This window comes from Microbacterium sp. 05T445 (assembly GCF_056395865.1).
This window is the reverse complement of sequence record NZ_JBFTKJ010000002.1, coordinates 728,914-745,966: the sequence shown is the minus strand read 5'-3', so window position 1 is coordinate 745,966 and position 17,053 is coordinate 728,914. Positions and strand designations below refer to the sequence as shown.

19 protein-coding genes are annotated in these 17,053 nt (G+C 73.0%); 8 read left to right on the top strand and 11 right to left on the bottom strand.

Translation table 11 applies throughout. From position 1 onward, the window contains the following. Positions 1-6: 6 nt before the first annotated feature. From AC1DDU_RS12935 to AC1DDU_RS12925, 3 genes are all read right to left on the bottom strand, one after another. The gene (locus AC1DDU_RS12935; RefSeq protein ID WP_477434715.1) at positions 7-1,401 is read right to left on the bottom strand and encodes an APC family permease; all 1,395 of its coding nucleotides are present in this window, start codon (positions 1,399-1,401) and stop codon (positions 7-9) included. Between the two features lie 83 nt (positions 1,402-1,484). Then, on the bottom strand, positions 1,485-3,044 hold the full coding sequence (locus AC1DDU_RS12930) for a glycerol-3-phosphate dehydrogenase/oxidase (protein ID WP_477434713.1): 1,560 nt from the start codon (positions 3,042-3,044) through the stop codon (positions 1,485-1,487). A 55-nt stretch (positions 3,045-3,099) separates the two neighbouring features. Beyond that, positions 3,100-3,681: a TetR/AcrR family transcriptional regulator gene (locus AC1DDU_RS12925; protein WP_477434712.1), complete on the bottom strand. Its 582-nt coding sequence runs from the start codon at positions 3,679-3,681 to the stop codon at positions 3,100-3,102. Between the two features lie 34 nt (positions 3,682-3,715). On the opposite strand from AC1DDU_RS12925, the gene AC1DDU_RS12920 reads away from it, so the two are divergent. Together AC1DDU_RS12920 and AC1DDU_RS12915 are read left to right on the top strand one after the other, a co-directional pair. Beyond that, positions 3,716-5,383 (top strand): FAD-binding oxidoreductase, encoded by a 1,668-nt coding sequence (locus AC1DDU_RS12920; RefSeq protein WP_477434710.1) that lies wholly within the window; start codon positions 3,716-3,718, stop codon positions 5,381-5,383. Continuing rightward, positions 5,380-6,285, top strand: coding sequence for a diacylglycerol kinase (locus tag AC1DDU_RS12915; protein WP_477434708.1), 906 nt, complete (start codon positions 5,380-5,382; stop codon positions 6,283-6,285). Before AC1DDU_RS12920 ends, AC1DDU_RS12915 begins: the two co-directional genes overlap by 4 nt. A gap of 58 nt (positions 6,286-6,343) precedes the next feature. Here AC1DDU_RS12915 and AC1DDU_RS12910 read toward each other — a convergent pair whose 3' ends face one another. Both AC1DDU_RS12910 and AC1DDU_RS12905 read right to left on the bottom strand, forming a co-directional pair. Beyond that, on the bottom strand, positions 6,344-6,589 hold the full coding sequence (locus tag AC1DDU_RS12910; RefSeq protein WP_477434706.1) for an alpha-ketoglutarate decarboxylase: 246 nt from the start codon (positions 6,587-6,589) through the stop codon (positions 6,344-6,346). Next, a complete protein-coding gene (locus AC1DDU_RS12905; RefSeq protein ID WP_477436817.1) occupies positions 6,586-7,251 on the bottom strand; it encodes a sigma-70 family RNA polymerase sigma factor in 666 nt (221 codons plus the stop codon). The genes AC1DDU_RS12910 and AC1DDU_RS12905 overlap by 4 nt, the downstream gene beginning before the upstream one ends. Before the next feature lie 111 nt (positions 7,252-7,362). On the opposite strand from AC1DDU_RS12905, the gene aroA reads away from it, so the two are divergent. From aroA to bcp, 3 genes are read left to right on the top strand one after another with little or no spacing between them, the layout of a single operon-like run. Then, positions 7,363-8,736 carry a 3-phosphoshikimate 1-carboxyvinyltransferase gene (gene aroA, locus AC1DDU_RS12900; RefSeq protein WP_477434704.1) on the top strand — a complete coding sequence of 458 codons (1,374 nt, stop codon included), beginning with the start codon at positions 7,363-7,365 and terminating at the stop codon, positions 8,734-8,736. A 60-nt stretch (positions 8,737-8,796) separates the two neighbouring features. Continuing rightward, a complete protein-coding gene (gene rsgA, locus AC1DDU_RS12895; RefSeq protein ID WP_477434702.1) occupies positions 8,797-9,855 on the top strand; it encodes a ribosome small subunit-dependent GTPase A in 1,059 nt (352 codons plus the stop codon). A gap of 46 nt (positions 9,856-9,901) precedes the next feature. Continuing rightward, on the top strand, positions 9,902-10,372 hold the full coding sequence (gene bcp, locus AC1DDU_RS12890; protein ID WP_477434700.1) for a thioredoxin-dependent thiol peroxidase: 471 nt from the start codon (positions 9,902-9,904) through the stop codon (positions 10,370-10,372). 71 nt (positions 10,373-10,443) lie between these two features. Here bcp and AC1DDU_RS12885 read toward each other — a convergent pair whose 3' ends face one another. Continuing rightward, positions 10,444-10,878, bottom strand: coding sequence for a histidine kinase (locus tag AC1DDU_RS12885; protein ID WP_477434698.1), 435 nt, complete (start codon positions 10,876-10,878; stop codon positions 10,444-10,446). A 245-nt stretch (positions 10,879-11,123) separates the two neighbouring features. On the opposite strand from AC1DDU_RS12885, the gene AC1DDU_RS12880 reads away from it, so the two are divergent. Beyond that, on the top strand, positions 11,124-11,372 hold the full coding sequence (locus AC1DDU_RS12880) for a WhiB family transcriptional regulator (RefSeq protein ID WP_018171995.1): 249 nt from the start codon (positions 11,124-11,126) through the stop codon (positions 11,370-11,372). A 116-nt stretch (positions 11,373-11,488) separates the two neighbouring features. Here AC1DDU_RS12880 and AC1DDU_RS12875 read toward each other — a convergent pair whose 3' ends face one another. The 3 genes from AC1DDU_RS12875 to AC1DDU_RS12865 are packed head-to-tail and all read right to left on the bottom strand — an operon-like array spanning position 11,489 to position 14,957. Continuing rightward, the gene (locus AC1DDU_RS12875) at positions 11,489-12,973 is read right to left on the bottom strand and encodes a sensor histidine kinase (protein WP_477434696.1); all 1,485 of its coding nucleotides are present in this window, start codon (positions 12,971-12,973) and stop codon (positions 11,489-11,491) included. Positions 12,974-12,996: 23 nt separating this feature from the next. Next, positions 12,997-14,328 carry a CpaE/TadZ family protein gene (locus tag AC1DDU_RS12870; RefSeq protein ID WP_477434694.1) on the bottom strand — a complete coding sequence of 444 codons (1,332 nt, stop codon included), beginning with the start codon at positions 14,326-14,328 and terminating at the stop codon, positions 12,997-12,999. Beyond that, complete coding sequence (locus tag AC1DDU_RS12865; RefSeq protein ID WP_477434692.1) at positions 14,325-14,957, bottom strand: SAF domain-containing protein; 633 nt, start codon at positions 14,955-14,957, stop codon at positions 14,325-14,327. Before AC1DDU_RS12865 ends, AC1DDU_RS12870 begins: the two co-directional genes overlap by 4 nt. Before the next feature lie 98 nt (positions 14,958-15,055). On the opposite strand from AC1DDU_RS12865, the gene AC1DDU_RS12860 reads away from it, so the two are divergent. Next, entirely contained in the window at positions 15,056-15,337 is a 282-nt protein-coding gene (locus AC1DDU_RS12860) for a helix-turn-helix domain-containing protein (RefSeq protein ID WP_477434691.1), read from the top strand. Between the two features lie 27 nt (positions 15,338-15,364). Here the strand turns inward: AC1DDU_RS12860 and AC1DDU_RS12855 are convergent, their stop codons facing one another. Further along, positions 15,365-15,973 (bottom strand): hypothetical protein, encoded by a 609-nt coding sequence (locus tag AC1DDU_RS12855; RefSeq protein ID WP_477434689.1) that lies wholly within the window; start codon positions 15,971-15,973, stop codon positions 15,365-15,367. Between the two features lie 151 nt (positions 15,974-16,124). On the opposite strand from AC1DDU_RS12855, the gene AC1DDU_RS12850 reads away from it, so the two are divergent. Then, positions 16,125-16,562 (top strand): Rv3235 family protein, encoded by a 438-nt coding sequence (locus AC1DDU_RS12850; protein ID WP_477434687.1) that lies wholly within the window; start codon positions 16,125-16,127, stop codon positions 16,560-16,562. Between the two features lie 89 nt (positions 16,563-16,651). Here AC1DDU_RS12850 and AC1DDU_RS12845 read toward each other — a convergent pair whose 3' ends face one another. Continuing rightward, the gene (locus tag AC1DDU_RS12845; protein ID WP_477434685.1) at positions 16,652-17,008 is read right to left on the bottom strand and encodes a hypothetical protein; all 357 of its coding nucleotides are present in this window, start codon (positions 17,006-17,008) and stop codon (positions 16,652-16,654) included. Between the last annotated feature and the right edge of the window lie 45 nt (positions 17,009-17,053).

The following is a 17,053-nucleotide window of genomic DNA, read 5'->3' as shown; positions in this document are numbered from 1 at the left end:
TCGCCCTCAGCTCTGCGAGGGGGCGTCCAGGGCCGAACGGGTCTCGGCCGGGATCGCCGTCGTCTTCACCCCGACGGCGGACCCGGAATCTGCGTCTCTCGCTGCACCGCTGCCCTCGTCGGCGGGGGCGGGCGCAGCACCGCGCGGACGACGCAGTCGCCGCCACACCGTGACGAGGACGGCGGCGAGGGCGAGGACCGCCGCCGGCAGCAGGTTCGCCCCCGCGAGCAGCAGCAGCCCCACCGAGAGGACGGCCGCGAGGACGGCCATGAACCACCCGGCCGTGAACCTCGGGAGGATGAGGGTCGCGGCGATCATGCCTGCCGCGTAGATCGAGACCATGTTGCTGGTGTGGATCAGGATGAACGTCTGAAGGTCGCCGCCGGTGGCGATCGCGATCGAGCAGTACGTCATGGCGATCACGAATGTCAGCAGCAGGGCGCGGCGCGGGACTCCGCCGGCCTCGGCGCCGGGAGCGAGGAAGCGCGGCAGATCGCCCGAGGCCGCCAGCGACGCTCCGAGCTTGCCGAACGCGGCGAGGTAGGCGTTCATCACGCCGAGCACGACGATCGCGGCGACCGCGCCGACGGCGGTCGGCCCGAAGCCGGGGGCCACGGCCTCGGCGAGCGACAGCAGCGGCACCGCTCCGGCGCCGGCGTCGTCCCCCAGGACGCCGACGGTCACGACCTGCAGCAGCAGGTAGGCGAGCCCGGTGACGACGAGCGCGATGGCGGTGGCGATCGGGATGCTGCGCCGCGGGTCGCGGAACTCCCCCGAGATGTGCGTGCCCACCTCCCAGCCCGCGAAGGCCCATACGAACAGGCTCACCGCGGTGCCGACGCCCACCCACCCGTGCGGAAGGAAAGGCGTGAAGCTCGACGCCTCGACGGCCGGGAAGGCGGCGCCGACGACGAAGACGACGATGGCCACGAGCAGCCCGGTCAGGACGAACTGCACCCAGCCGGCGACCCGGACCCCCAGCATGTTGACCGCGAACGGCGGGATGAGGATCGCGAACGCGAGGATCGGCACCGCCGCGCGGTCGATGTGCAGGATCGCTGTCAGGTACTCGCCGCCGAGCACGGCCAGCACGGGGAATCCGGCGGCCACGCCGAAGTAGAACCAGTACCCGGTCGCGCGCGCCGCCGTGCCGCCGAGCGCGCGCCGCACATAGCTGGCCACTCCGCCGGGGTCGGGGTATCGGGCCGCCAGCGCCGCGAACGTGCCGGCGAGCGGGACCGCGAGCACGATGACCGCGAGCACCGAGACGATCGAGGCCGGGCCCGCCACATCCGCCGCGAGCCCGGGCAGCACGAGCAGTCCGGTACCCAGCACCGAGGCGATGTACAGCGCCGTGCCCTGCACGACACCCAGACCGCCGCGCGGATGGTTCGAAGTCACCGCTCCAGTCTGACGGCGGCAGCCGACATGCGCGGCCGGGTCACCCGACCATCACGGGCGGAATCCTGCCAATCGCGCGACGCTCAGGTCTCCAGCGGCGCGACGCCGGCGCGGGCGAACGCCGCGGCGGCGGCATCCGCCGACTCCTCGCGGTCGGACGCGACCATGCCCAGCCGCGTGCGCCGGTCGAGGAGGTCGCCGACGCTCAGGGCGCCCTCGACGCGCACACCCCACTCGAGCTCCTGCGCGGTGACGCCGCGCGCGGCGGCGGGGCCGTCCTGGAGCGAGGCGACGAACGGCGCCTCGGCGCCGAACCGGCGCACCAGGCGCGCTGCCGCGGCGATCTCGCCCAGCCGCTGACGCGGCCACGCGCCGGCGAGCGGGATCGTCCGGGTCGGCGACGGACGCGACGGCAGCGACGGATCGCGCCGGATGACGGCATCCACCGCGTCCTCCGCCATGCGCCGGTACGTCGTGAGCTTTCCGCCGACGATGCTGAGGACGCCCGTGGCGGACTCGATGATGGCGTGCCGGCGCGACAGGTCGCTGGTGTCGTCGTCGCCTGCGCCCGCCAGCAGCGGCCGCAGGCCCGCGAACGTCGCGAGCACGTCGGACCGTTCCAGCGGATCGGCGAGGACGGTGTTCACGGTGTCCAGGAGCATGTCGATCTCGGCGTCGGTCGCGTGGGCGACGTCGGGGATCGGCCCGTCGGCGGGGACGTCGGTGAGGCCGATGTAGGTGCGGCCGTGCTGCGCCGGCAGGGTGAACACGAAGCGGCTCGACGAGCCCGGGATCGGCACGGTGAGCGACACGTCCGACCCGCCCAGGCGCTCGGTCGCCACCACGAGGTGCGTGCCGCGGCTCGGGCGCAGCCGCACGCCCGGGTCGAGCTCGCCCGCCCAGACGCCGGTCGCACTGACGACGGCTCGGGCGCGCACGTTCAGCGTCGCGCCGGTGACGACGTCGCGCAGCGCGGCCTCACCGCCGCCGACGGAGGTCGCCTCGACGCGGGTGAGGATGGATGCCCCGTAGCCGGCGGCGGTGCGGGCCACCGCGACGACCAGGCGCGCATCGTCGATGAGCTGCCCGTCCCATCCGCGCACGCCGCCGCGCAGGTCGTCGGCGCGCACCGCCGGCGCCAGGCGCAGCGTCGCCTCACGGCCGATCGCGCCGGGCGGCGGCAGCACGGCCCCCGGAGTGCCGACGGCACGACGCAGGCCGTCGCCGAGCTCGTAGCCGAGCCCGATGTAGGCGCCGCGGGCGATCGCCCCGGGGTCGTGCAGCGGCACCACCTGGGCGAGCGCGCGCGTCAGGTGCGGCGCGGTGCGCGTCAGCAGGATGTGCCGCTCGAGGGCGCTCTCGCGCGCGATGCCGATCTGACCCGACGCGAGGTACCTCAGGCCGCCGTGCACCAGCTTCGAGCTGAAGCGGCTGGTGCCGTGGGCGAGATCGTGGCGCTCGACGAGGACGGTGCGCAGGCCGCGGGCCGCGGCATCCAACGCGATCCCCACCCCGGTGATGCCGCCTCCGATCACGAGGACGTCGATCTCACCGGCGGTGGCCAGCGCGTCCAGCTCGCGCGTTCGCCGGGCGGCCGACAGCGCCGAGGGGTGGGGCGTGCGCCCCGTGATGCGCGGGCTCATGCGTGGTGACTCCTGTCGATCGTGGGTCCCGTTCGCGCACCGCGCGGTCGCCGGATCATGCCGCTCCGGCCGTGCCCAGGTAGCCGCGCAGCGCGTGGGCGAGTTCCGCACGCCACGCGGGCTCCGGAAGCCACCCGGCCACCAGCGGCGCCGACTGCACGGCGGACTGGGCGATGAGCAGCACCATCGCCGCCAGCTGCGCGGGGTCGCTGGCGCGCACGAAGCCCGCGCGCTGGCCGGCCTCGATGCGCCGCGCGGTCTCGGCGTGGATCGCGAGCTGGCTGGTGCCCAGCCGGTCGAGGATGTAGCGGGCGAACAGCTCGGGGTCGGTGTCGCGCAGGCGGTCCACCAGCGGCAGCCGACGCACGCGGTCGGCCGTCTCGACGAGCAGCTCGACCAGACCGTCGAGGTCGGCGCACTCCCCGCTCTGGGCGGGAAGCGCCGCGACCAGCTCGCGGGTGACCAGCGCGGCGAACACGGCCTGCGCGTCGGGCCAGTAGCGGTACAGCGTCTGCCGCGCGATGCCGCAGCGTCGCGCGATGTCGGATGCCGTCGTCCGGCGGATCCCGTGTGCCAGCACCTCTGCGAGCGCGGCGTCGAGGATCGCCGTCTCGGTGTCGAGTGCGCCATCGGCCATGTGACAACCATACAGAATGTGTCATACTGTCGCCATGTCTGCGACGGCGCACACCGATGCCACGAGTGTTCCTGCGATCCCCCGCCCGCTCGCCGTTCCCGCGCCGCGCCCGCGCGGCGGCTGGGACGCCTGGGGCTCGGAGCCCGCCCGCCTCCCGGCCGCCGCGAAGGCGATCGTCGCGACGCTGATCCCCGGCAAGGCGCACCCGGTTCCGCACCGCGACGCCCCCACCCTCACCCCCTCCGTCGTCGAGGACGCCGACCTCGCTGCCCTCGCCGCGGTCGTCGGCGCCGACAACGCGACGCGTGACGACGCGGTGCGCGCGCTCCACCTCGGGGGGAAGAGCACGCCCGACCTGCTGCGCCGCCGCCTGGACGACCCGCAAGCGGCCCCCGATGCCGTGATCTCCCCTGCCGACCATGACGAGGTCGCGGCGATCCTGCGCGTGTGCGACGACCGCGGCATCGCGGTCGTGCCGTTCGGCGGCGGCACCTCGGTCGTCGGCGGCGTCGACCCGGTGCGCGGCGCGCACAACGCCGTGATCGCACTCGACCTCTCCCGCACCGCCGCGCTCATCGACCTCGACGAGGTGTCGCTGCTGGCGACCTTCGGCGCCGGCACGACGGGCCCGCAGGCCGAGGAGCTGCTCGGCGCCCGCGGGTACACCCTCGGGCACTTCCCGCAGAGCTTCATGTACGCCTCGCTCGGCGGCTACGCCGCGACGCGCTCCAGCGGCCAGGCCTCGCGCGGCTACGGCCGTTTCGACGACCTCGTGCACGCCCTGCGCGCGGCCACGCCCGCGGGCGATCTCGACCTGGGCCGCTCCCCCGCCAGCGCCGCGGGTCCCGACCTGCGCGAGCTCCTGCTCGGATCCGAGGGCGCGTTCGGCGTGCTCACCGAGGTCACGGTGCGGATCCGCCCGGTGCCCGCCGCGACGGCGTACCTGGCGTGGACGTTCCCCGACTTCGCCGCCGGCGCCGCGGCCTTCCGCGAAGCGACGCAGCGCGGCATCCGTCCCACCGTCCTGCGCATCAGCGACGAGACCGAGACGCGGGTGAACGCCGCGATGGGCGGGCATCTCACGCGGCTGCGCGGATGCCTCGCCGTGGCCACCTTCGAGGGCACCACCGCCGCCGAGGCCGAGGCCACGCGCGAGGCGCTCGACGCGGTCTTCCGCGCGCACGGCGCGAAGTCGCGCGGCGAGGACCCGGCCCGCTCGTGGGAGCGCGGCCGCTTCTCGGCCCCCGCGCTGCGCGACACCCTCATGGATGTCGGCGTCCTCGCCGAGACCCTCGAGACCGCCACCACCTGGTCGAACCTGGAGGGACTCAAGCGCGCCGTCACCGACGCGCTCACGGCCGACCTCGCCGCGGGCGGCACGAAGCCGATCGTGATGTGCCACATCTCGCACGTGTATCCGGCGGGGGCCTCGCTCTACTTCACCGTGGTCGCCGCCCTCACCGACGATCCGCAGGCCCAGTGGGCGGGGGCGAAGGATGCCGCCTCCCGCGCGATCGGCCGGGCCCACGGCACCATCACCCACCACCATGCCGTCGGCCGCGACCACCGCCCCTACCTCGAGACCGAGATCGGGCCGCTCGGCGTCGCCGTGCTGCACGCCGTGAAAGCGACCCTCGACCCGAACGGGATCATGAACCCCGGTGCCCTCGTGGCGCCCGCAGACGCGGCCGACCGGGCATGAGGGTCGCGCTGCTCGTCAACCCGGCTGCGCGCGCCGGGGCGCACACGGGGGCCGCGATGAACGCGGCCGAGCGGCTGCGAAGCCACGGCGTGCAGACGATCGTGGTCAGCGGCGGCAGCGCCGAGGAGTCCTCGGCTCTGCTGCGCACCGCGATCGAGGTGGGCGTGGACGCCGTGGCCGTGGCCGGCGGCGACGGCACCGTCAACCTCGCAATCCAGGAGGTCGCCGGCACCGGCATCCCGCTCGGCATCGTCCCCGCGGGCACCGGCAACGACTTCGCCGCGACGCTGGGACTGCGGGAGCTGGACGTCACCGCGGCCGCCGACGCCATCGCCGGCGGCGTCACCCGGAGCGTCGACCTGGCCCGTGTGACCCGCGGCGACGGATCCACCGCCCTCTTCGGGTCGGTGCTCGCGAGCGGGTTCGACTCAAAGGTCAACGACCGCGCCAACGCGATGCGCTGGCCGCGAGGCGGCTCGCGCTACAACATCGCGATCCTCGTCGAGTTCCTCACCCTCACCGGGATCCCGTACGAGGTGGAGCTGGAGCTCGCCGACGGCACCCGCGAAGAGTTCCGCGGCGACCTCGTGATGGCGACCGTGGGCAACGGCCGCACGTACGGCGGCGGCATCCCGATCTGTCCCGACGCCGATCCCGCCGACGGGCTGCTGGATGCCGTGCTGGTGCGACCGGCCGGACGACTGCGCCTGCTGCGGCTGCTGCCGCGGGTCTACAAGGGCACCCACGCCACCGTGCCGGAGGTGTCGATGCGGCGCGTGCGCTCCGTGCGGCTGTCGGCCCCCGGGGTCACCGCCTACGCGGACGGCGACCCGATCGGGGCGCTGCCGCTCACGGTCGATGTCGTGCCGGGCGCACTCGAGGTGTTCACCCCGTCAGGCTGAGCCCGGGCGCTTCTCCTCGGAGCAGGAGCGACGGCGTGAGAGACCACCGTCACCTGCGTCAGTGCGCGGCCGCCTGGACCGCGCGCAGCTTCGCCATCACCTGATCGCGCAGCTCTTCGGGCGCGCTCTCCTTGCAGGCCCGGGCGAGCACCTCGGTGAGGGTGCGTGCGACGAGCGCCTCGTCGCGGCATCCGGCGCAATGCTCCAGGTGCTCGGCGATGTCGGAGTGCTCGGTCTTGCAGACCTCGTTGCGCAGGTACTCCTCCAGGTCGCGCCGCGCCTTGTCACAGCCGCAGTCGGTCATTTCGTGCTCCTCGTGGCGGCGGTGGCGATGCCGCGCTCTTTCGCGTAGTCGGCCAGCAGTTCACGCAGCATCCGCCTGCCACGGTGCAGACGGCTCATGACCGTGCCGATGGGGGTCTTCATGATGTCGGCGATCTCCTGGTAGGCGAAGCCCTCGACGTCTGCGAGGTACACCGCCAGCCGGAAGTCCTCCGGAATGGACTGCAGCGCGTCCTTCACGACCGAAGCGGGCATGTGGTCGATGGCCTCGGCCTCGGCCGAGCGGGTGCTCGTCGCGGTGGTCGACTCGGCGCCGCCGAGCTGCCAGTCCTCGAGGTCGTCGATCGTGCCCTGATAGGGCTCGCGCTGCTTCTTGCGGTACGTGTTGATGTAGGTGTTCGTCAGGATCCGGTACAGCCACGCCTTGAGGTTCGTGCCCTGCGTGAAGGTCTTCCACGAGGCGAACGCCTTGACGAAGGTCTCCTGCACGAGGTCCGCGGCGTCCGCGGGATTGCGGGTCATGCGCATGGCCGCGGCGTACAGCTGGTCCATGAAGGGCAGCGCCTGCTCTTCGAACTGCGCGCGCGGATCCTGCGCCTGGTCCGTCGTGTCGATCGGGTCGCTCATCACGCGCCAGTCTACGGCGGCCGTTTCGGCGCCGCCTGTGACGGCGGTGACGGACATCGGGCGCATGGCGGCCTCGACATCCAGGCGATCGAGGGTGGCGAACATCCGGCTCCGCTCTCTGGGGGTGTTTCCGGCCGCTGTCGACCGGGTTCAGTAGGGTAGAACCCGATGACAGTCGACGGGTATTCCCCCACTTCCGCGCCGCGAGGGCGCGGCCCTTGGCACGCGCCCGTCGCGGACGGCGCGCTGCACGCGACGGTGACCGTTCCGGGCTCCAAATCGCTCACCAATCGGGAGCTCGTTCTCGCGTCTCTCGCCGAGGCCCCGAGCCGGCTGATCGCCCCGCTGCATTCCGACGACTCGGCCCGCATGATCGATGCGCTGCGCTCGCTCGGCATCGGCATCGAGTTCGTCGAAGGCACGGGCCGCTACGGCGACGACATCGAGGTCACCCCCATCTGGCCGCTGCGCGGCGACACCCAGGTCGACTGCGGCCAGGCGGGCACCGTCATGCGCTTCGTCGCGGGACTGGGCGGGTTCGCGCGCGGCGACGTCACGCTCACGGCGCACGAGAGCGCGCTGCACCGGCCGATGGGCGCCATGATCACCGCCCTGCGCGATGTCGGTGTCGACATCGACGACGGCGGCCACTGGGCGCTCCCCTTCATCGTCCGCGGGCACGGTCACGTGCGGGGCGGCGAGGTGACGATCGATGCCAGCGCGTCGAGCCAGTTCGTGTCGGGACTGCTGCTGGCGGCCCCGCGGTTCGACGTCGGGCTGCACCTCGTGCACGCCGGCGAGCGACTGCCCAGCATCCCCCACATCGACATGACGGTCGAGGCGCTCGCCCACCGCGGCGTGCACGTCGAGCGTCCCGGTGTGGGCGAGTGGATCGTGCCTGCGGGCGCGATCCGCGGCAAGGACGTCGCGATCGAGCCCGACCTGTCCAACGCGGCGCCCTTCTTGGCGGCGGCGATGGTCGCCGGCGGCTCGGTGTCGGTGACCGGCTGGCCGGCCCATTCGACGCAGCCCGGTGCGATGCTGACCGACATCCTGTCCCTCATGGGCGCGCGCGTGTCGCGGCGCGGCGGCGCGCTCACGGTGACGGCGGGAGCCGGCATCCAAGGGGTCGATCTCGACCTCTCGGCGGCGGGCGAGCTCACTCCGACGATCTTCGCGCTGGCCGCCTTCGCCGAGTCGCCGTCGACCCTGCACGGCATCGGCCACATCCGCGGGCACGAGACCGACCGCATCGCGGCGCTCGTCTCCGAGCTGCGGGCGCTCGGCGGTGAGGCCGAAGAGCTGGCCGACGGCATCCGCATCGTGCCCCGCCCGCTCCACGGCGACACCTGGCACGCGCACCACGACCACCGTATGGCCACCACCGGCGCCCTCATCGGACTGGCCGTGCCGGGGGTCAAGGTGGACGACATCGGCACCACCGCCAAGACGATGCCCGAGTTCCCGCAGATCTGGCAGCGCATGCTCGACGGCGACCACGCCGCCGACGGCGTCTCCGAGGAGACGATGCGCGCCTCGTGATGGATGCACGGCATCCTTCGCGACGCGCCTCGGCACGAACACGGTGAAGCGGACCACGGCATGAGCTGGCTCGAGGACTTCGACGACGACGAACTCGAGTTCGACGAGGCCGACATACGGATGCGGCCGAATCCGAAGGCGAACCGGCCGCGCACCAAGCGACGCCCTGCGCACAGCGACGCCGAGATCGCCCGGGTGCTCGGCGTCGACCGCGGCCGCTACACGGTCCTCGTGGACGAGGACCTCCCCGGCGAACGCACGGTGCTCGCCGTTCGTGCCCGCGAGCTGCGCAAGACGCCGATCGTCACCGGCGACCGCGCCCGCATCGTCGGCGACACCTCCGGCGGTGACGGCACGCTGTCACGCATCGTGGGCATCGAGGAGCGCACGTCGCTGCTGCGCCGCAGCGCCGACGACACCGACCAGGTCGAGCGCGTCGTCGTCGCCAACGCCGACCAGATGCTGGTGGTCGTCGCGGCGGCCGATCCCGAGCCGCGGCCCCGGCTCGTCGACCGGTATCTGGTCGCGGCGCTGGATGCCGGCATCCGTCCCCTCCTGGTGGTGACCAAGACCGACCTCGCCGACCCTGCGGAGTTCCTCGCGCACTTCGACGGCCTCGACCTCGAGGTCTTCACGAGCGGACGCGAAGACATGCCGCTGGAGCGGATCGGCGCCGCGCTGATCGGCCACTCGACGGTGTTCGTGGGCCACTCCGGCGTCGGCAAGTCCACGCTCGTCAACGCGCTCGTGCCCGACGCCCACCGCGCGACCGGCCACGTGAACGTCGTCACAGGACGCGGACGCCACACCTCCAGTTCCACCGTGTCGCTGCGCTACCGCGGCGCGGGCGGCAACGGCTGGGTCATCGACACCCCGGGCGTCCGGTCGTTCGGGCTCGGCCATGTCGACCCCGCGAACATCCTGCGCGCCTTCACCGACCTCGCCGAGATCGCCGAGGAGTGCCCGCGCGGCTGCACCCACCTGCCGGATGCCCCCGACTGCGCCATCGTCGAGGCGGTCGAGGCCGGCCGGCTCGGCCCCGGCGGACCCGCACGGCTGGACTCCCTGCAGCGGCTGCTGGAGACCTTCGCGAAGAAGGCCCACGACTCCGGCGCCTAGCCGTCGGGACCCGGCTCCTCGCGACGTCGCCGCCTAGAGTGGAACGGTGACCACGACGCGCCTCGAACCCGGATCCCTCGCCCCCGCCTTCACCCTGATCGATCAGGACGAGAAGGCCGTGTCGCTGAAGGACCTGCGCGGCGGGCGCGTGATCCTCTTCTTCTACCCCGAGGCGATGACGCCGGGGTGCACCAAGGAGGCGTGCGATTTCCGCGACAGCCTCGCGCCCCTGCAGGCCGCCGGCTACACGATCCTCGGCATCTCCCGCGACCTGCCCGAGAAGCTGCGCCGCTTCCGCGAGCGCGACGGCCTCACCTACGACCTGCTGAGCGACCCCGACCACAAGGTGCACGAGAAGTACGCCGTGTGGGGCGAGAAGGTCAACTACGGCAAGACGTTCATGGGGGTCATCCGCTCCACGTTCGTCATCGACGAGAAGGGCCGCATCGAGCACGCGCTGTACAACGTGCGTGCGACCGGCCACGTCGCGCGCGTGCGGACGCTGCTCGGCCTCTAGCGGCCGTCCCGCTGCGCTCCAAGACGGCGCGGCGGAGTCGCGTGCCGCCGGAGGCATGCGTCACGGCGAGGTCAGCGGGATGCCGCGCCTCGCCCGCCGTCGTCGCCCGCGGCGTCTTCGGCAGCTCGACGGGCCGCCCGGCCGGCGTCGCGCACGGCCAGCACGAGCAGCACCAGCACGATCACCGCAGGGAGCGCCAGCTCGAGGGCGACGCCGGGCACCGCGAACGCCCCCGTCGCCGCGCCGAGCGCGACCGCGAGGATCAGCAGCTGCGTCACGATGCCGCCGGAACGGCCCCACGACTGGCCGCGCCAGATCGCGACCGCGAAGGCGAGCACCGCCACCGCGCCCACGAGCGTCAGCACGACGAGCGCGATCGCGCTCTCCAACGAGTCGGTGTCACCGCGCACGATCGCGACGATCTGCCACACCACCAGCGCCACCAGGCCGAGACCCTCGAGCCCCACGAACACCGCGGCGATTCTTCCGGACAGGTTTGTCCGCATCCTCCGTCGACTCCCTCTCCCCGCCGTCAGCGGTTTGTGCGAACCCTCCATGCCGCACGGGGAACATTCAGCAAGTACCGCATGAACGCGCCGATCAACCCTTGATTCAGGTAAACCGCTATGGGACGATTGGTGAAGCCGTGTGCTCCCACACTGACGTGGGACGAGAGAACTCGTATATCCCACAGGGTACCGGACCCGAACCGGGCCGCCCTTCCCCACCCTCTGTAACAAGGAGCACCACCATGGACTGGCGCGACAAGGCCGCCTGCCTGACCGTCGACCCCGAACTGTTCTTCCCCGTGGGGAACACCGGACCGGCCGTCGATCAGATCGAGAAGGCCAAGTCGGTGTGCGCACGCTGCACCGTCACCGAGATCTGCCTGCAGTACGCCCTCGAGACCGGTCAGGACTCGGGCGTGTGGGGCGGTCTCTCCGAGGACGAACGCCGCGCCCTCAAGCGCCGCGCCGCTCGCGCGCGCCGCGCCTCCTGACATCTTCACGACGACACCCGGGCGCTTCGGCGCCCGGGTGTCGTCGCGTGTGCGGCTGACCCGTGCACAGGTGACCGCGGACGGAGGGATGCCGCGGCCCGCGGCATCCCGCCTCGTCAGTTCTTGGCCCGCTCGATGTAGCGCAGCGGGATGTCGATCGTGACCTCCGTGCCGCTGCCCATGATGGTGTGCCAGTCGATGGTGCCGCCGAGCTCGCCCTGGATGAGGGTCCGCACGATCTGCGTGCCGAGGCCCCGACCGACCTGACCCTCGGGAAGGCCCGAGCCGGTGTCGCGCACCCGCACCTCGAGGCGCTCGTCGCTGCGCTCGGCGATGATCTCCACGTCGCCCTCCTGGCCCGCCAGGCCATGCTCGACGGCGTTGGTGACCAGCTCGGTGAGGGCGAGCGCCAGCGGCGTGGCGTACTCGCTCGGCAGCGTGCCGAACCGCCCGGTCGAGTGCGTCTTGGCGCGCGTGTTGGGCGCCGCAGCCACCTCGGCGACGAGCTTCAGCACCCGCGCGAACACCTCGTCGAAGTCGACGTTCTGCGCCAGGCCCTCCGACAGCGTGTCGTGGACCACGGCGATCGCCGACACGCGCCGCATCGCCTGCGTGAGCGCGTCGCGCGCCTCCTCGGAGTGGGAGCGCCGCGCCTGGATGCGCAGCAGCGAGGCGACCGTCTGCAGGTTGTTCTTGACGCGGTGGTGGATCTCGCGGATCGTCGCGTCCTTGGTGATGAGCTCCTGCTCCTGGTGGCGGATCTCGGTGACGTCGCGGCACAGCACGATCGCGCCGATGCGCGTGCCGTGGTCGCGCAGCGGGATGGTGCGCAGCGACACGGTCACCCCGCGCGCCTCGAGGTCGGTGCGCCACGGCGCCCGGCCCGTGACGACCACGGGGAGCGACTCGTCGAACTGACGCTTGGCGGGGAGGATCTGGGTGACGACCTCGACCAGCGACTCCCCCTCGAGCTCGTCGTCGAAGCCCAGGCGGTTGAACGCCGACAGCGCGTTGGGGCTCGCGAACGTCGTGACGCCGTCGACGTCGAGCCGGATCAGTCCGTCGGACGCCCGCGGCGCGCCGCGGCGTGGCGACGTGGGGGCCGACAGGTCGGGGAAGTCACCCGACGCGACCATCCCGAAGATGTCGTCGGCGCAGTCGTTGAACGTGATCTGCTGCCGCGACGGTGTGCGCGCCTCGCCCAGGTTGGTGTGACGCGTCACCACGCCGATCACCGAGAGCTCGCCGCCCTGCACGCGCGCCACCGGGACCGCCCGCACGCGGGTCGGGGTCTCCTCGAACCAGTCCGGCGAGGCGGAGTCGACGATGCGACCGGTCTGGAACGCCTCGCGCACCTGGGTGCGCCACTGCGGCCGCACGCGGTCGCCCACGATGTCGCGGTAGAACAGCGTCGCCGCACCGCCCGGTCGCGTGTGCGCGACCGCGACGAACGAGTCGTCCGAGGTCGGCACCCACAGCACGATGTCGGCGAACGCGAGATCGGCGAGGAGCTGGCCGTCCCCTGCGAGACGATGCAACCACTCCACGTCTTCTGCGCTGGAGCGGCCCTGGGCGTAGACGAGATCGCTGAGGGTCGACACGGACCTAGCCTAGAGCGCGCCGGTCAGGCGGCCGGTGCGCCGACACGATCGGCACCGCCCGCGCCGGCGCGTCCGGACCGGCCGACGCGACCGGCTGCGCCCGCGGCGGTGCGGATGCCGCGGGCTCGACGCTTCGCGGACGGTCGGGGGTCGGGCGCCGGGACGAGGGCCTCGCCCACGAATCGGCGCAGCGCCAGCGTGAACGGCGACCGGGGAGCGACCTCGGCGATCGGCTGCGCGGCGAGGATGGCGGCATCCGCCGACCGCGGGTCCTGCGGAAGGAACCACACGTCCTGCACGCCGCCGAACCGGTCGAGCGTGCGTCGCACCTGTCCACGGGCGTCGACGCCGAGCGTGCCCGGACGCAGGCGGTTCGCGACGACGGCCACCGGCGTCGCCCCCACGGTGGCGTGCAGATCGGCGTGTCCGCGCAGGAACCGGGAGATCCCGACCGGGTCGGCGCCGACGACGGCCACGACGAGATCGGCGGCGCGCAGCACCGCGAGCGTGGCCGCGTTGCGACGCGGCCCGTCGAGGTCGCTCACGATCTCCTCGTCGCGCTCGAGCGACGAGGCGATGTCGACGACGGTGTAGTCCGCCCAGTCGCGGCATGCGGCCAGCGCGGCGGTCACGCGCGCTTGGCCCAGCTCAGGCCACCGCGAGGGACGGTTGATCCCCGTGAGCACGTCGACTCCGGTGCGCCCGAGCGGGACGGCGATCCGCGCGAGCTCTCGGGCATCGAGCCCGCCGAGCTCCGCCTGCCGGCACGCCGCGGCGAACCCGGGCCCCTCGTCGGCGAGCCCGAGGGCGAGCGCCAGCGATGGCGCGTGCGTGTCTGCGTCGACGAGGGCCACGTGTCGGCCGCCCCGCACGAGCTCGACGGCGAGCTCGATCGCGACGGTGGACCGTCCCGGCGCGCCCGCCGGACCCCACACCGCGATGACGCGCGGGGCCGCCGGACGAGCGCCGGACTCCGACGCCGTCACGGGCGCGCCACCCGTGAGCGCCTCGGCGATCCGCCACGGTTCGACCTCCCGTGCCAGCGGCGCCTCGAGGCCGTACGTCTGCGCCAGGCGCTCCCCCTCCGCATCCGCGACCAGCGGGACGATGCGGATGCCCGCGCGATCGCACAGCGCCACGACGGTCGGCGACATCGTGGATCGCGTCACCTCGATGACGATCGCGTCGGCCTCGGCGAGCGCCCGCAGCAGGTGCTCGGCGTCGTCGCCCAGCATGCCGTCCGCCGCGGCGAGCGCGGGGGCGGATGCCGGGACCCGCGCGATCACGTCGATCCCCTCGCGCCGCAGTCCCTCGACCAGCACGCCGGCGTCGTCGACGGCGACGACGATCCTCATGATCCGACGCCTGCCGTCGGGACGATCGAGAGCGCCGCCTCGTCGGCCATCGCGGCCAGCGTGGCCGAGACGTCCGCGCGCGGGATCACGAGTTCGAGCGCGGCCGCTCCCCCGCCGATCATCGAATCGTCCCGCGTGACCGACACGACGGTCGCGTCGGCCACCAGCACGCGGGGTTCGTCGTATGCACCCTTGTCGAGCAGCGGCGCCGACCACACCTCGACGACGCTGCCCGCCTCGACGGAGGCCGGGACGTCCACCGCGCTGCGCACGACCACGCTCGTGGTGCGCGCCGCGTCGGGATCGCCGACGGATGCCGCGGGCAGGAGCTCACCGGCCTCGATCGTGCGCGTGGCGACCACCGTGCCCTCGAGCTCGCCGGCGCCGAGGTAGGTGCCGGCGAGCGACCCGAGCGCGACCTCCACGACCTTGAGGTCTCCCGTGCCGATCACCTCGCCCGGCACGATCGTGTGTGCGGCCGCGTAGACGGGCACGGTCTGCCTCGCGGCCGAGACGACCAGCCAGACGCCGGCGACCGACGCCACCACCAGCAGCACGCCGAGGAAGAAGCGCGCATCGCCCCAGAAGGCGCGGCGCGGGTGGCGAAGAGGTTCGGCGGGGGCGGTCATGGGTCCATCGTCACCCAGGCGCAGAAAGGCCGTCGCTCGTTATCCACAGGACCTGGGGCTCCCGGCGGTACCCGGGTACCCAGGTCCATAATGGGGGCATGCCCGATGACCCGACGTCCGACGTGCGTCTGCTCGCCCCCGCGCAGGTGGGCGAAGTCCTCGGCGTCTCGGTCGACGAGGTGATGACGCTCGTCCTCGAAGGGCGGCTGCGGGGCCTGCGGGTCGGTGCTCCCGCGCGCTGGCGCGTCGATGCCGCCAGCGTCGGCGAGTACCTCGACGACCAGGCCGAGGAGGCACGGCGCATGGCGCTGTGGCAGCAGTCGCAGACGGCCAGCTTCCCCGAGCTGTGGGGCAGCGGCGCCGTGCGCAACCCGGACTGAGGAGCTTCCCGAGCCAGGCGCGCGCGGTCAGAGCAGGTTCGGCGTCTCGTCCGCACGGATCCACGCGATCGCCGCGAAAGGCACCAGGCGGTAGCCGGCGACGGCATCCGCCCGGCGCGGCGCCCCGGGTTCGTGCAGCGCGATGTCGAGGTGATCGGCGCCGGCGCGGTCGATCGTGCCGGTGAGCACGCGGCCGCCGATCTGGTGCACCGCGACGCCCGCGCGACGGCGCACCAGGTCGCGCAGCACGAACCCGAGAGTCAGCCGATCGGCCAGTGGTGACCGAGTGGGCGCAGGGCGCGCGGTGCGCAGCAGGTCGGCATGCGGCATCCCGATCGCCATCAGCGACCGCAACGGCACCACCAGCGCCCCGCTCGCCCCCTCCGCAGGCGCCAGCGCGACCCAGTCCGCCCCCACGCCGGTGACGCTCCCGCGCAGGGTCGTGCCGTCGGCCAGATCGAAGGACGCGACCGCGCCGGGCGCGGCATCCCGCGTCGCGAGCAGCGTCAGCCGCTCGGACAGCTGCACGCGGGAGAGCCGCAGCCGCTCGGCCTCGGTGTCCAGCGCCGCGCGCTCTGCCTCCCACTCGGAGGCGAGCTGATCCTCGAGGTCGTCGAAGAAGCGGTCCCAGCGCACTCCGCGAGCGTAGGGCACGGCGGCGGCCGCGCCCGCGAGTTATCCACAAGATGGACTAATGCGGTTTTCCTGTGAGTTCGCCGTATGTTGTACTGTCTCCACGACATTTCCCAGATGTCGCCGACATTCCCCCCTGTCGAGATAGGCACCCATGGCAATGACGCCCGCGGGCAGCGCCCGCATCTCCGCTGCGAGCCGTAGTACTGCGCTCGCAGAGTTCTTCGCGCCGCAACGCACCCCGTCCATCGCGCTCCCCGCGCCCGAGCCGTTCCTGCGCAACCTCGCGCTGGGTGTGCTCGAGGTGTTCGCGGGCGTGCGCGAGGTGGACCAGCTCGCCCGCTGGCTCACCGAGGATGCGTACCGCAAGCTGCTCACGAGAGCGAATCTCGCGGCTCGCGCACGCAGCGCTCGTGGCGTGCCGGCACGTCGCCCCGTGCACACGATCATCTCGGTGCACGAGTCCTCGCCCGCCGACGGCATCATCGAGGCCGTCGTGGTCGTGCGCGGCCCGGCGCGCACCCGCGCGCTCCCGATGCGCATCGAGGGCATGGACGGGCGCTGGCGCGCGACATCCCTCGCGCTGCTGTGAGTCTCACGCGCTGAGATCCGCGCGCGGCGGAACCGCCGCGCGCGCCCCGACCGACGGAGCCGGCCCCGACGATGCGACCGGCCCCGTCGTCAGTTCTTCGCGTCCTCGTCGATGAGGTCCAGGAGGGACTTCAGCGCGTCGCGGATCTCGTAGTGGTCATGCTGACCGGCGCGACTCTCCGCCGAGATCACCCCCGCGCGGTGCACCTTCTTGAAGTCCCCGATCGGGAACGAGTACGCCTGCTTGGTCTCCTCGTTCTCGCGGTGGTCGATCCCCAGGTGCCAGTGCGCGTACTGGGTCCACCCTTCCCGTTCGATGAAGGAGTTCTCCTCGTCGGCCGTCGGCGCCGCCTCCGACCAATCGTCGCGCTCGTCCCGCACGACCTTGCCCTCCCGGATGAGCGCGCGCGCGTTGCGCAGCGCCGGCTGGTTCAGTTCGATGGACATGCCGCGACGCTAGGCCGCGGCCCCAGCGCGCACGAGGGGGTTGAC

What these genes read in the sequence shown, in the direction of transcription:
- AC1DDU_RS12930 (WP_477434713.1), bottom strand. Translation starts at nt 3,044, where the DNA reads ATGAGCCCGCGCATCACGGGGCGCACGCCCCACCCCTCGGCGCTGTCG.
- AC1DDU_RS12925 (WP_477434712.1), bottom strand. Translation starts at nt 3,681, where the DNA reads ATGGCCGATGGCGCACTCGACACCGAGACGGCGATCCTCGACGCCGCG.
- AC1DDU_RS12920 (WP_477434710.1), top strand. Translation starts at nt 3,716, where the DNA reads ATGTCTGCGACGGCGCACACCGATGCCACGAGTGTTCCTGCGATCCCC.
- AC1DDU_RS12915 (WP_477434708.1), top strand. Translation starts at nt 5,380, where the DNA reads ATGAGGGTCGCGCTGCTCGTCAACCCGGCTGCGCGCGCCGGGGCGCAC.
- AC1DDU_RS12910 (WP_477434706.1), bottom strand. Translation starts at nt 6,589, where the DNA reads ATGACCGACTGCGGCTGTGACAAGGCGCGGCGCGACCTGGAGGAGTAC.
- AC1DDU_RS12905 (WP_477436817.1), bottom strand. Translation starts at nt 7,251, where the DNA reads ATGTCCGTCACCGCCGTCACAGGCGGCGCCGAAACGGCCGCCGTAGAC.
- aroA (WP_477434704.1), top strand. Translation starts at nt 7,363, where the DNA reads ATGACAGTCGACGGGTATTCCCCCACTTCCGCGCCGCGAGGGCGCGGC.
- rsgA (WP_477434702.1), top strand. Translation starts at nt 8,797, where the DNA reads ATGAGCTGGCTCGAGGACTTCGACGACGACGAACTCGAGTTCGACGAG.
- AC1DDU_RS12885 (WP_477434698.1), bottom strand. Translation starts at nt 10,878, where the DNA reads ATGCGGACAAACCTGTCCGGAAGAATCGCCGCGGTGTTCGTGGGGCTC.
- AC1DDU_RS12880 (WP_018171995.1), top strand. Translation starts at nt 11,124, where the DNA reads ATGGACTGGCGCGACAAGGCCGCCTGCCTGACCGTCGACCCCGAACTG.
- AC1DDU_RS12870 (WP_477434694.1), bottom strand. Translation starts at nt 14,328, where the DNA reads ATGAGGATCGTCGTCGCCGTCGACGACGCCGGCGTGCTGGTCGAGGGA.
- AC1DDU_RS12865 (WP_477434692.1), bottom strand. Translation starts at nt 14,957, where the DNA reads ATGACCGCCCCCGCCGAACCTCTTCGCCACCCGCGCCGCGCCTTCTGG.
- AC1DDU_RS12860 (WP_477434691.1), top strand. Translation starts at nt 15,056, where the DNA reads ATGCCCGATGACCCGACGTCCGACGTGCGTCTGCTCGCCCCCGCGCAG.
- AC1DDU_RS12850 (WP_477434687.1), top strand. Translation starts at nt 16,125, where the DNA reads ATGGCAATGACGCCCGCGGGCAGCGCCCGCATCTCCGCTGCGAGCCGT.
- AC1DDU_RS12845 (WP_477434685.1), bottom strand. Translation starts at nt 17,008, where the DNA reads ATGTCCATCGAACTGAACCAGCCGGCGCTGCGCAACGCGCGCGCGCTC.